General features: G+C 38.2%; 14 protein-coding genes. 1 reads left to right on the forward strand and 13 read right to left on the reverse strand.

Going from position 1 to position 11,440, the window contains the following annotated elements:
* Nucleotides 1–32 precede the first annotated feature (32 nt).
* The 7 genes from FAR12_RS04860 to accB all read right to left on the reverse strand — a co-directional run bounded on the left by FAR12_RS04860 (nucleotide 33) and on the right by accB (nucleotide 5,662).
* Nucleotides 33–920 (reverse strand): polyprenyl synthetase family protein, encoded by an 888-nt coding sequence (locus FAR12_RS04860; RefSeq protein WP_246010292.1) that lies wholly within the window; start codon nucleotides 918–920, stop codon nucleotides 33–35.
* Between the two features lies 1 nt (nucleotide 921).
* On the reverse strand, nucleotides 922–1,149 hold the full coding sequence (locus FAR12_RS04865; protein WP_126406934.1) for an exodeoxyribonuclease VII small subunit: 228 nt from the start codon (nucleotides 1,147–1,149) through the stop codon (nucleotides 922–924).
* A complete protein-coding gene (gene xseA, locus FAR12_RS04870) occupies nucleotides 1,149–2,501 on the reverse strand; it encodes an exodeoxyribonuclease VII large subunit (protein WP_126406936.1) in 1,353 nt (450 codons plus the stop codon). Before xseA ends, FAR12_RS04865 begins: the two co-directional genes overlap by 1 nt.
* A 160-nt stretch (nucleotides 2,502–2,661) precedes the next feature.
* On the reverse strand, nucleotides 2,662–3,054 hold the full coding sequence (nusB, locus tag FAR12_RS04875; RefSeq protein WP_126407418.1) for a transcription antitermination factor NusB: 393 nt from the start codon (nucleotides 3,052–3,054) through the stop codon (nucleotides 2,662–2,664).
* 318 nt (nucleotides 3,055–3,372) lie between these two features.
* Nucleotides 3,373–3,783, reverse strand: coding sequence for an Asp23/Gls24 family envelope stress response protein (locus tag FAR12_RS04880; protein ID WP_126406937.1), 411 nt, complete (start codon nucleotides 3,781–3,783; stop codon nucleotides 3,373–3,375).
* A gap of 18 nt (nucleotides 3,784–3,801) precedes the next feature.
* On the reverse strand, nucleotides 3,802–5,157 hold the full coding sequence (gene accC, locus FAR12_RS04885) for an acetyl-CoA carboxylase biotin carboxylase subunit (protein WP_126406939.1): 1,356 nt from the start codon (nucleotides 5,155–5,157) through the stop codon (nucleotides 3,802–3,804).
* A 13-nt stretch (nucleotides 5,158–5,170) separates the two neighbouring features.
* Nucleotides 5,171–5,662: an acetyl-CoA carboxylase biotin carboxyl carrier protein gene (gene accB, locus FAR12_RS04890; protein ID WP_126406941.1), complete on the reverse strand. Its 492-nt coding sequence runs from the start codon at nucleotides 5,660–5,662 to the stop codon at nucleotides 5,171–5,173.
* A 1,369-nt stretch (nucleotides 5,663–7,031) separates the two neighbouring features.
* On the opposite strand from accB, the gene FAR12_RS24135 reads away from it, so the two are divergent.
* Entirely contained in the window at nucleotides 7,032–7,628 is a 597-nt protein-coding gene (locus FAR12_RS24135; RefSeq protein ID WP_425456142.1) for a methyl-accepting chemotaxis protein, read from the forward strand.
* 85 nt (nucleotides 7,629–7,713) lie between these two features.
* Here the strand turns inward: FAR12_RS24135 and FAR12_RS04900 are convergent, their stop codons facing one another.
* The 6 genes from FAR12_RS04900 to spoIIIAC are packed head-to-tail and all read right to left on the reverse strand — an operon-like array spanning nucleotide 7,714 to nucleotide 11,435.
* Nucleotides 7,714–8,262: a SpoIIIAH-like family protein gene (locus FAR12_RS04900; RefSeq protein WP_126406945.1), complete on the reverse strand. Its 549-nt coding sequence runs from the start codon at nucleotides 8,260–8,262 to the stop codon at nucleotides 7,714–7,716.
* A gap of 50 nt (nucleotides 8,263–8,312) precedes the next feature.
* On the reverse strand, nucleotides 8,313–8,954 hold the full coding sequence (spoIIIAG, locus tag FAR12_RS04905) for a stage III sporulation protein AG (protein WP_126406947.1): 642 nt from the start codon (nucleotides 8,952–8,954) through the stop codon (nucleotides 8,313–8,315).
* A 3-nt stretch (nucleotides 8,955–8,957) separates the two neighbouring features.
* The gene (gene spoIIIAF / locus FAR12_RS04910) at nucleotides 8,958–9,578 is read right to left on the reverse strand and encodes a stage III sporulation protein AF (RefSeq protein ID WP_126406949.1); all 621 of its coding nucleotides are present in this window, start codon (nucleotides 9,576–9,578) and stop codon (nucleotides 8,958–8,960) included.
* Nucleotides 9,579–9,592: 14 nt separating this feature from the next.
* A complete protein-coding gene (gene spoIIIAE / locus FAR12_RS04915; RefSeq protein ID WP_126406951.1) occupies nucleotides 9,593–10,789 on the reverse strand; it encodes a stage III sporulation protein AE in 1,197 nt (398 codons plus the stop codon).
* Between the two features lie 35 nt (nucleotides 10,790–10,824).
* On the reverse strand, nucleotides 10,825–11,253 hold the full coding sequence (spoIIIAD, locus tag FAR12_RS04920; protein ID WP_246010301.1) for a stage III sporulation protein AD: 429 nt from the start codon (nucleotides 11,251–11,253) through the stop codon (nucleotides 10,825–10,827).
* Nucleotides 11,229–11,435, reverse strand: a complete 207-nt coding sequence (gene spoIIIAC / locus FAR12_RS04925) for a stage III sporulation protein AC (protein WP_077213937.1) — start codon at nucleotides 11,433–11,435, stop codon at nucleotides 11,229–11,231. The genes spoIIIAD and spoIIIAC overlap by 25 nt, the downstream gene beginning before the upstream one ends.
* Between the last annotated feature and the right edge of the window lie 5 nt (nucleotides 11,436–11,440).

Raw genomic sequence — 11,440 nt, forward strand, 5'->3', positions numbered from 1 at the left:
TATATATAGTCTTTACTCAATTAATCCTAGTATCAGTGGTCCCGCGTTGCGACAAGATCGGTTAATTCCTCTAATAACTGCGTATTAACACTTGTCGCTTTTAACAACGATTTAGCAGCCTCAATCTCTTTTTCTAATGTATGTTTTGCCCCATCCATTGTCAACAAAGCCGGATAAGTGCTCTTATGATTATGCTCATCACTTCCAACTGGCTTCCCAAGCTTTTCCTCTTGCCCCTCTAAATCGAGAATATCATCACGAATTTGAAAAGCTAGTCCCAGATGGAGTGCAAACGCTCTAAATTTCTCAATAATATCATCACTTGCCCCTGATAAAATCGCTCCAGCAACAGCACAAAAGGCTAAAAGCTTCCCTGTTTTATGATTATGAATGTATTCGAGTTCCTCTAAAGTAAGAACTTTATTTTCCCCATTCATATCTGCAACCTGGCCACCAACCATACCTTCAGCCCCTGCAGCGATCGCTAGTTCACGGATTAAACGGATTTTCGTTTCCGCATCTACATTCTTTGAATCCGTAATTAATTGAAATCCATATGTTAAGAGGGCATCACCTGCTAAGATCGCAAAGGCATCACCAAACACCTTATGATTAGTTGGTCTGCCCCTTCTGAGATCGTCATTATCCATGCTTGGCAAGTCATCGTGAATTAAAGAATATGTATGAATCATTTCTACAGCTGCTGCCGTCATAAGTCCCTTTTCCGCTTGTTCTCCAAACGCATTTACAGTTGCAAATAGTAGGAGCGGTCGAATTCTTTTTCCACCTGCTTCAAGGGAATAGAGCATTGCTTCTTTAATAATCGAAGGCGCGTTCATCTCAGTAACGCTTGTCCTTAGTTGCTGTTCCAGTAATTCCTTATATTTATGAGAAAAGGAATTCAAGAGAGAACGTTCCACTTTATTCCTCCTCTTGAATGGAAAAGTCTTCTTTCTTTCCATCTTCCGTTAAAATCTGGGTTAGCTGCTCTTCAACGTCTTTTAGCTTATCGTGACATAGCTTAGAAAGCTCCATTCCTTGACGATAAATGGAGATCGCTTCCTCAAGAGGGACATCTCCTTCTTCTAGTCGTTCCACGATATCTTCAAGTTTTTTCATCGCCTCTTCAAAAGATACTTTATCTGCCATCACTTTTTCTCCTCCCCTTGAACATCCACTACTTTACAAAGCAGCGAACCGTCCGACATACGAACCTTAATCGGATCATCTGTAGATATTTGCTTCACACTTTTAACAAGCTTGTCTTCCTCGTCATAAACCAGACTATAGCCACGATCCATGATCTTTAATGGGCTTAGTGCCTCAAGAGTGACAATCATTTGACGAAAATCCTTTTGTTTTTCTGAAAAAATCCCTGTCATTGCTCGGTTCATTTGTTTTGCTAGTCTTTCATGCTGCAAAAGTGCTTGTTTTAACAATTCATTTGGACTGTTTCTTTCAATTCGTCTATGTAAGTTTGTAAAGGTTTCCTTTTTACCTAAAAAGACTTTTTCTGCTCCACGAATGAGCCGCTCAGTCGTTTTATCAACTTGCTCCATTTTTTGCTCATACACTCTACGAGGATATTTAAAGGCATAGGATTTCTCAATCCGATTTAGACGTTGTCTGTCAAATTGAATTCGTTCTTTCATGACTCTAAGTAATCTTGTTTGCCTTGTCAGTACTCTTTCCATGAGCTCTTCAATATGAGGAACTGCCATTTCCGCAGCCCCTGTCGGCGTCGGAGCTCTCATATCCGCAACAAAATCAGCAATCGTAAAGTCTGTTTCGTGTCCAACAGCAGATATAATCGGGATTTTTGAAGCGTATATCGCTCGAGCGACCATTTCCTCATTGAATGCCCAAAGCTCCTCAATTGATCCTCCACCACGGCCAACAATCAAAGTATCTATTTCGGCCATTTCGTTTGCTTTCTCAATTGCTTTTACAATCGAATTTTTCGCATTGTCTCCCTGAACAAGGGCAGGAAGGATAAGAATATGGGCAATAGGGTATCTTCTCTTAATCGTTGTAATAATATCGCGGACGGCAGCACCAGTCGGAGAGGTAATAACCCCAACCGTTTTTGGATATTTGGGTAATATTTGTTTATGAGCAGCAGAGAAAAGTCCTTCTTTTTCTAGCTTTTCCTTCAACTGTTCATAGGCTAAATATAAATCCCCGATTCCATCTGGCTGCATACTTTTGACATAAATCTGATACTGGCCACTTTGTTCATAAAGCGTAATACTTCCCGTAATGAGAACCTTCATCCCATTTTCAGGGTTAAATTTCATCGAGCGAGCACTACCTGAGAACATAACAGCTAAGATTCTTGCCTTTTCATCCTTTAAGGTGAAATACATATGACCGCTGGAATGCTGTTTGAAATTTGATATTTCTCCCTTAACAAGTACATCTTGAAGGTGCGGGTCGGCATCAAATTTTCTTTTTATATATTTTGTTAGGGCCGTAACCGTGAGATAACGTTGCTCCTTCATATAAAAAACTCCTTTAGTAAAGGCTCTTTTCGTATAACTAAGCAGAGAGAGTCAGCAAAATTTTTTCTGGTTTTAAAAAAAATTTCACGAAAAATGCTATAAGCCTTTAAATCGTTACAAATTCTTTCGTACAACTTTAAAGGCTCTTTAGAGGCTTTTCTTATCCGTTCACTTCGCTTACTTTTGAAAGGATTCCATTCACGAATCGACTGGATTTGTCGTCACCATATATTTTCGCAATCTCAATCGCTTCATCAATCGCTACTTTCGTCGGTACTTCTTCTTTGCAGTAAAGAAGCTCATACGCCGAAATACGAAGTAGATTTCGATCAACGGTTGCTAAGCGATCGATTGTCCAATTTTCAAGATTCGCTTGGATTATTTCGTCGATTGCTGCTAAATTTTCAACTACACCAAGAACCAATTTGTATAAATATTGATCGTTAGGTGCACCTTCTAGAACGTGCTCAATCGCATCCTTAGGGTCTACTTCACTCACGTCAATTTGGAATAATGCCTGTAAGGCCTTTTCTCTAGCTGTTCTTCTTTTCATCATCTATTAAATGCTCCTTTTAGGATTGTTATAATCTTCTTTGTACTTTTGAATTGTCTAGCTCGGGTGGCTTGAACGTCTAATACCCTTCTTATAAAAGAATGAGTCAGCCCATTCGCCACTTTTCTACAAGTCATTAAAAATAATAGCATAACAAAAAGACAATGTTAAAGGAATTGTGAGCTTATAGTCTCACTATTTCCTATTTTTTTGTTCCGTAATACTCCTTTTAGACACAATGTTGACATCCTTCAATTAAAATTTTGCCTCAAAAAAGAGAAAAACCAAAGACATCTTACTGTCTTTGGCTTTTGCATCTTACATTTCTTGTTCAGTTTCAACTACTTCTTGTTTTTGATTTTCAAACTGAATTCCGACAATATGAACGTTCACTTCTTCAACTTCTAGCGCAGTCATATTGAGTAAGGCTTGACGAATGTTATCCTGTACTTTATTAGCGATAGTTGGAATCGAAACACCGAATTTCATAAAACAATAGACGTCAACTTTAATACCTTCTTCCGTTAACTCTACCTTTACGCCTTTTCCATGATTCTTCTTCCCTAATCTTTCAACTACACCCGTTGCAAAGTTGCCACGCATTTGTGATACGCCTTCAACCTCTGTTGCAGCAATACCTGCAATAACTTCAATAACCTCAGGAGCAATTTCAACTTTTCCAAGTCCAGCCGTTCCTTGACTCATTTCTAGAATGTTATTTTCACTCATATCTATTTACCCCCTGATTCAATCAGTTTTCATTACCTCATACATTTCTAAAAACTTCGTGTTAAAATCACCGTCCACGAATTTTTCATGGGAAAGTAATTTCAAATGGAATGGAATCGTTGTATGGATTCCTTCCACTACAAATTCACTTAGGGCTCTTTTCATTCTCGAAATCGCTTCTTCCCTTGTGCTTCCATATGTGATTACTTTTGCAATCATAGAATCATAGTAAGGAGGAATCGAGTACCCAGGGTAGGCAGCTGAATCAACTCGAACTCCTAAACCACCTGGTGGAAGATACATATTTATTTTACCAGGAGAAGGCATAAAATTCTTCTCTGGGTTTTCAGCATTGATACGACACTCAATTGCCCAACCATTAAACTGTACTTCTTCTTGACTGAAAGGTAGCGCCTCTCCAGAAGCCACTTTAATTTGTTCCTTAATTAAATCGACTCCTGTTACCATTTCGGTTACGGGGTGCTCAACCTGAATTCGAGTATTCATTTCCATGAAGTAAAATTTGCGATTACGGTAATCATATATAAATTCTATCGTACCAGCACCCGTATAATCAACTGCTTTTGCTGCTTTTACAGCTGCTGAGCCCATTTCTTCACGAATTTCGCTATCTAAAGCAGGTGATGGCGTTTCTTCCAGAAGCTTTTGTAATCTTCTTTGGATCGAGCAATCACGCTCACCCAAATGAACAACATTTCCAAAACCATCTGCTAATACTTGAATTTCAACATGACGGAAATCTTCAATGAATTTTTCAATGTATACGCCAGGGTTCCCGAAAGCGGTTAAGGCTTCCTGCTGAGTAATGTTAATCCCTTTTAGCAACTCAGTTTCATTTTTAGCAACGCGGATCCCTTTACCACCGCCACCAGCTGTAGCTTTAATGATGACAGGATATCCAATTTGATTTGCCAGTTCAATCGCTTCAGGCTCGTCCTTAATAATTCCTTGAGAACCTGGAACAATTGGTACACCCGCTTCTTTCATTGTTTCACGGGCAATGTCTTTTGTTCCCATCTTCGTAATCGCTTCTGGAGACGGTCCAACGAAGATAATATTACATTCGCGGCAAAGATCTGCGAAGTCTGCATTTTCAGCTAAAAAGCCATAGCCAGGGTGAATCGCATCACAACCTGTTAGCTTTGCTACGCTAATGATATTTGTAAAGTTTAAATAACTGTCCTTTGAAGAAGTTGGCCCAATACAATAAGCCTCATCTGCAAGTTGAACATGTAATGCTTCTTTATCAGCTTCTGAGTAAACAGCTACTGATTCAATTCCTAAATCGCGGCAAGCACGAATAATCCGAACAGCGATTTCTCCTCTGTTGGCAATAAGCAATTTTTTAATCATTCTCGGCATCTCCTTATTGAAGCTTTACTAAAAATAATGGCTGACCGTATTCAACTAATTGGCCGTCCTTAACAAGGATTTCCACAATTTCTCCACTTACTTCAGCTTCGATTTCGTTAAATAATTTCATTGCTTCTACAATACAAACAATGGAATCATTCGAAACTTTATCGCCTACTTTTACATAAACATCTTGATCTGGTGATGGCGACGCATAAAAAGTTCCAACCATTGGAGATGTAACTTGATGTAAATTTTCATTTGCAACAGGTGCAGGTGCTGCTTCCGCCTTCGGTGCTTCTTGTTGAACAGCAACTGGTGCTGATTGAGGCTGAGGGGCTTCAACAACAACTGGTGCAACTGCCGGTTGACTAGCAACGGTAACTACTCCTGCCTGATTTTTCTTCATTTTAATTTTACAATCATCAACTTCATACACAAACTCATCTAGATTTGATTGATCAACAAGTTTAATTAATTCACGAATTTCTTGTACTTTTAACATGTATGACACTCCTTATTTTACGGAAATTTAGCACTAGATACTAATACTATACGATAAGACCTTATGAAAGTTCAATCCTAATTGATTTTTTGTACATACCTTTATTGGGATAATCAGCTTTAAACACAAGGATATTCAGGGACATTTTTTTTGGTTCTATTTCTGCTGTCCATAAAAATTAATGCAAAAATATTAATGCTTACTACCATGTGGGAAAGTTCTTTTCTCCATCGGTGTCTTTTTCGACTCATTGAGAAAATAACTTATCTTAGCATTAGTTTTTAAAGTAATAAGGTTCGAGAAATGTGCCTGACAAAAAATCGTTCTACTAGAATTTTATCCATATCTACGCAAATAGATAATACGAAACGAAAAGTTCATTTCAGGCACTTGATTTCATTATACCAAATTTTATTTTCAGAATTTTAAAAGGATTTTAACGATATGATAGCGAAAAAATAACGATAGGTAAAAAGGAGGTATATTTTTGAAAACGATTGCAGAGATAAAACAGGAGGATATGACTAGAAAGAATTCCTTAGTAGTAAAAGCAACATTCGTATGTGTAATCCTTGCAACAGTTGTTGATATTGTGATGAAAAAAGATTTGGCTCTTATCCTATCAATTATTATTGGCGGTGGCTTAGGCGTTGCCCTTATTGCCTTTCTTCATTACACCCGAAAACTTATTTCGTTTATCCCATATCTTGCTGTTGTTCTAGTCACCATCGTCATGTATGTCATTATGGCAAATAGCGTTTCACCCGCCGCATTTGTCCTACTGTATTTCATTCTTGCAACGGCAGCCATTTATATGGATAAAAAGGTTTTGTGGACAGGCTCAATTTTCGGCTTTATCGCAAATACGATGTTTATTTGGCAAAACAATAGTACTTTACCACTAGAAGCAAAGAATTATGCAACCGTTTATTTACTCTATTTATTAGTATCTATTTTACTAGGCTTTCAGTTGTCCATATCCAAGAAACTATCCGAGAATATTGTTGCTGCTCAACAACAAACGGAAGAATTATTGTTAAACGACCGCAAAATTAGAATGACTGTTAAAGAGAATACGGTAAGTCTTTCTGACCTCATCCACTTTGTCAGAAATAAAAGTCATGAAAACTATGAGGCTTCTCAAGAGATGAACGACTCTATTGGAGAAATCGCAGCCGGAATTCAAACACAATCTGATTCCATTGTTGGAATTACGAAGGCATTAGAAAACTCCAATCAGCTGATTCGAGACACCGATAGTCTTGTGAACAAGCTTCATCAAGACGCAATTGCAGCAGAAAAAGTTACGAATAACGGTGAACTTCTAATTACCAAACTAAAGGAAGAACTTTCCGTATCATTCACAGATATGGAAAAAATGAATCTACAAATGACATCCCTTTCTAATCTAGTAAAAGAAACTTCTTCCTTTACAAAAGTGATTCAAGAAATTGCCGAACAAACAAATCTCCTCGCCCTAAATGCATCTATTGAAGCAGCTCGAGCTGGAGATTCTGGGAAAGGTTTTGCAGTGGTAGCAGAAGAAGTTAGAAAGCTAGCAGATGTCACAAGAAAAACGGCATCGCAAATTTCAGATAATCTCGCAAATGTGATCAGTAGAACATATGGAACAATGGATACAGTTTCCATTACCGGAAAGAAAATTACCGATAATTTGCGACTAGCTGTTGATTCACAAGATGCCTTCTCGAAAGTCCAATTGACTTTCCAACAACTAAAAGATGACATATCAAAATATGAAACATTAACAAAGAATATCCTTCATTCATCAAGATCCATCGAACAGTCAGTCAATGATTTCAGTTCTATTATTGAGCAGGCTAGTGCTGTCTTGCAAGAACTATCATCGACCGTCGGCTTACAAACCTCACAGCATGAAGTACTCCTCCAGTCAGCTACTGAAGCACATCAATCTATCGAAAATTTAATGAACATACAAAAGTAACGGGAAAGCAGATGCTTTCCCGTGTTTTCTTTTCAAATTAACTCTCGACTTTGAAAATTGTTTAGCTCCAGCGTTTCCGCTTTTCTTATTTATCCGGTTGAAATTCAACTGCTACAGCTTGCATTTGTCCTAATTCATCCTTGACCACTTGAATGATGTCATTTGCAGCTGATGCAGACGGCTCATTTGATTTGACAGTGATTCGCACCTTTTCTCCATCAGCACGAACAAGTGCATCATCATATCCCATGGCCACAATCAATGTTTCTAATACCGCTTCTTTTTGAGCAACTTGGTCTAATTCTTCAATTTGATCATATGCTTCGCTACGCTGATCTGCTGGGAGGTCTGTTGAAGCCATGATATCTCTTAATTCCTCTTTCATCTTGCTTCTTTCTTCATCTAGCTTTAAGCGTAGGCCTTCAAATACCTCGTCACTTGCTACGCTTGATACAATTTCTCCTTCTGTCTCAGTGGTCACTTCTTCTTGTCCACTATCAGTGGCTTGTTTTTGCTCTTCCGTTGTTGCTAGTTCATTTTTTTGCTGATCAGGCGATGTCATGTAATAGACTGATAGTACCACTACTAAACTTAACATTGTTAATAACCAAACAGTTTGCTTTTTAAGTAACATTTATGGAATCCCCCTTCTTAATTGACTACTATTTATTGATAAAATCTAAATCATTTCTTTGGCATAACGGAAACACGATGGACTGGGACATCAAGCAACTTGGTAACCGATTCAATGATCCATTTCTTTACTTGTATATTGTCTGCTCCTTTTGCCACTACGAGAACACCTCTAATTTCAGGTTTCTTCGTTTCTAGTACAATCGGAACCTCTTTTTCTCCATTTCGGATAATCACGATTTGACTATCCTGTGATTGGTCCTCAACCGTTCTCTCGCCACCTTCTCGATCCTTTTCACCAGTTGTTTGAGAACGGGTAACCGTATTTTTCTCCAAAACCTTCTTCTCAGTTGCATCTACATTGACGGCGACCATCACATCACTAACTCCAGTAATTCCTTCTAATGCTTCTTTCAATTGGGTTTCATACTGCTGTTCATAATCCGCGATCATGTCGTTTCCAGCTGCTTTTGTTTGGCCCAAAGTTTCTACTTCCTCAGTAGCCTCTTCTGAACTTCCTACAACAGGAATGCTTGATTGATTATTGTCTCCACTAAATAGCGTATTACTGACTACCATGATTGCAGCTCCAAACAATAGGACAACGATCAAATATTGATACTTTTTCTCTGATTTTCCCTCTTTTGAGAACAGCTTTTTTAGCCATGATAACGGCCCCTTCTCTTGCTCCATCGCTTAACTGTTCCCCCCTTCTACTACGACTTGTATATCTTCTTTTTCAACATCCCATTTTTCCGAAAGAAGAGATGCAATCCTATTGCTGTCCTGCGTATCTTCATTGGATGGAAGAGGTTCTTGTGTATTGATCTCTACTTGTTTTACTACTTCAACCGCTTGAGGCTCACCATCTGGTTCCTTAAGGTGAACGATGACTGTTTGCAGGTTCCCTGGAAAATCACGCTGACCATTTTCATCTACTAAAAGTTCAATGTTTGAAATCTCTAATCCGTACTGCTCCATCAACTCCTCCTCTACGCCCGCTTTTAGTTGGACAGCCGTTTCTTCTAAAATATATGCATCAGTGGAGGCTTGTATTTCTTTTTTCTGCAAATCTATTAAATTTTCCATATTTTTTTCATCAATATTGGTATTCATCGATGGAATGGAAGCAATTGCTGTTTCAAAATCCTCAGAAAAGAGCTTCAATATTGGTGATAAAATAATCACAATCAATAATAAACCTGCCACCATTTTTGTATATTTCTGCATGCTTGTATTCGGGAGGAGAAGATCAATAACCGTGGCAATAAGAACAAAGAGAATAATATTCGTGATCCACTCGGTAATAAAATCCATTGGTCCTCCCCCCTTTATCGAACCATCATCGTTAAATTGCCGGCAGCAATAATGACCGTTAAGCTTAAAAAGAACATCAAAGAAACGATTCCCAAAGCTGCAAAGACATAAATAACGCCTGTACTAATAATATCTAAGCATTTTATAACAGGGCCTCCACCAAGAGGTTGCAAGATCGCTGCGGCAAATTTATAGATGAAGGAAATCATCAAAATTTTGATTGCTGGAAAAGCCACAATGAGCAGAAGAATTACTACCCCTGCAATTCCAACTGTATTTTTTAACAAAACGGAAGCACTGATTACCGTATCTGTTGCGTCAGTGAACATCCTCCCAATGACTGGGATAAAATTTCCTGTAATAAATTTTGCCGTTCGAATTGTAACTCCATCCGTGACCGCCGCAGATGCTCCTTGCACGGAAATAACCCCAAGAAATACAGTTAAGAAGAGTCCTAGCAAACCAATGCTCCAATTTCGTAGAAGATTCGCTAATTGGGTTACTTTGTAATGGTCTGTTAATGTACTTACGATATTCAATAAAACAGACAAAAAGAGAAATGGAAGTACTACAAATTGAATAAAGGTCCCACTAATATTCATAAGAAATAGGATCACTGGATGGAAAAATGCAGCTGAGATGATTCCTCCCGAGCTTGCGATTAATGCAAGTAGAAGTGGAATAAGGGCGATTATGAATGATGTCATCGAGTGAATCGCCTGAGTTGTATATTCAATCGCGACATGAAAGCTGTTCAGCGCAATGATGATGAGTACCATGAAGACAATCGAATAAGCGACTTTGCTAACAGTTGTATTTTCAAAGGAGTTCTGCAGCAATTGCAGGAACATCGAGAAGATTGTAAGCATGATTAATGTTCCAAGTAATTTTCCATTTACAAGAAATTCATGGAAGAGATATTTTAGTAGTCCCGAAGACCACTCCTTTAAGGAAAACTCTTTTTCCCCTTTGATAAAATCGTAAAGGCTTCCCTTCTGGCTTTCAGGCAAAAATCCTCCATATTCATCCTTAATCTCTTCCCAAAACCCAATTAATTCGTCAAAATTAAGGGCTTCTATTTGTTGATCGACAAGTGCCTGTGGATCGAGTACGTTGCTGTCAGACTCCTCGGCAGAGGCTTGTCCACTTGCACTAAATAACAAAATTATGGCGAATATGATCGTGGAGATGAACTGAATCCATTGCTTCATTTTTTTCACCTTCATTTAGGGAGATTAGTTAGAAATTAGTTTGGTATTAGTTGAATGATCGTTTCAATAAGCACAGATAAAATCGGAATCGCCATCGCTAGTATTAAAACTTTTCCTGCCAATTCAATCTTCGAAGCAATCGCACCTTGTCCAGCATCCTTTGTAATTTGAGCTGCAAATTCAGCAATGTAGGCAATGCCAATAATTTTCAAAATCGTTTCCACATATATGATATTCACCTTGGCATTGACCGCTATCACCTCAAGCATATGAATAATCGCGTAGATTTGATCAATTAAAAATAAGAAGATCGAGCATCCGACAAAAACAATAAGTAAAAATGCAAAATTGGGCTTCTGTTCTTTTACAATTAATGCTAAGAATGTAGAGATAAGAGCTACTCCTACAATTTGGATGATTTCAATCTCTGAGCCCTCCCTTACCCTTGGAAAAGAAACACGGATTTAATTTTTTGGAATAATTCATCAACAATCGATGCGACCATAAACAAGATATAAATAAATCCAAACAGTGTAACCCACTGGGCATATTCCTTTTTTCCAACTTGGTCAAGTATTGTGTGCAAGAACGCTACGACAATCCCTACTCCAGCAATTTTAAAGATAATATCTACTTCTAAACCCATGTCTT

The sequence above is a fragment of the Bacillus yapensis genome, assembly GCF_005280205.1.
Classification (GTDB): Bacteria; Bacillota; Bacilli; order Bacillales; family Cytobacillaceae; genus Robertmurraya; species Robertmurraya yapensis.

Excerpts from the sequence above, each read along its gene's own strand:
- FAR12_RS04865 (WP_126406934.1), bottom strand. The coding sequence starts at position 1,149 with ATGGCAGATAAAGTATCTTTTGAAGAGGCGATGAAAAAACTTGAAGAT.
- xseA (WP_126406936.1), bottom strand. The coding sequence starts at position 2,501 with ATGAAGGAGCAACGTTATCTCACGGTTACGGCCCTAACAAAATATATA.
- nusB (WP_126407418.1), bottom strand. The coding sequence starts at position 3,054 with ATGAAAAGAAGAACAGCTAGAGAAAAGGCCTTACAGGCATTATTCCAA.
- FAR12_RS04880 (WP_126406937.1), bottom strand. The coding sequence starts at position 3,783 with ATGAGTGAAAATAACATTCTAGAAATGAGTCAAGGAACGGCTGGACTT.
- accC (WP_126406939.1), bottom strand. The coding sequence starts at position 5,157 with ATGATTAAAAAATTGCTTATTGCCAACAGAGGAGAAATCGCTGTTCGG.
- accB (WP_126406941.1), bottom strand. The coding sequence starts at position 5,662 with ATGTTAAAAGTACAAGAAATTCGTGAATTAATTAAACTTGTTGATCAA.
- FAR12_RS24135 (WP_425456142.1), top strand. The coding sequence starts at position 7,032 with ATGGAAAAAATGAATCTACAAATGACATCCCTTTCTAATCTAGTAAAA.
- FAR12_RS04900 (WP_126406945.1), bottom strand. The coding sequence starts at position 8,262 with ATGTTACTTAAAAAGCAAACTGTTTGGTTATTAACAATGTTAAGTTTA.
- spoIIIAG (WP_126406947.1), bottom strand. The coding sequence starts at position 8,954 with ATGGAGCAAGAGAAGGGGCCGTTATCATGGCTAAAAAAGCTGTTCTCA.
- spoIIIAF (WP_126406949.1), bottom strand. The coding sequence starts at position 9,578 with ATGGATTTTATTACCGAGTGGATCACGAATATTATTCTCTTTGTTCTT.
- spoIIIAE (WP_126406951.1), bottom strand. The coding sequence starts at position 10,789 with ATGAAGCAATGGATTCAGTTCATCTCCACGATCATATTCGCCATAATT.
- spoIIIAC (WP_077213937.1), bottom strand. The coding sequence starts at position 11,435 with ATGGGTTTAGAAGTAGATATTATCTTTAAAATTGCTGGAGTAGGGATT.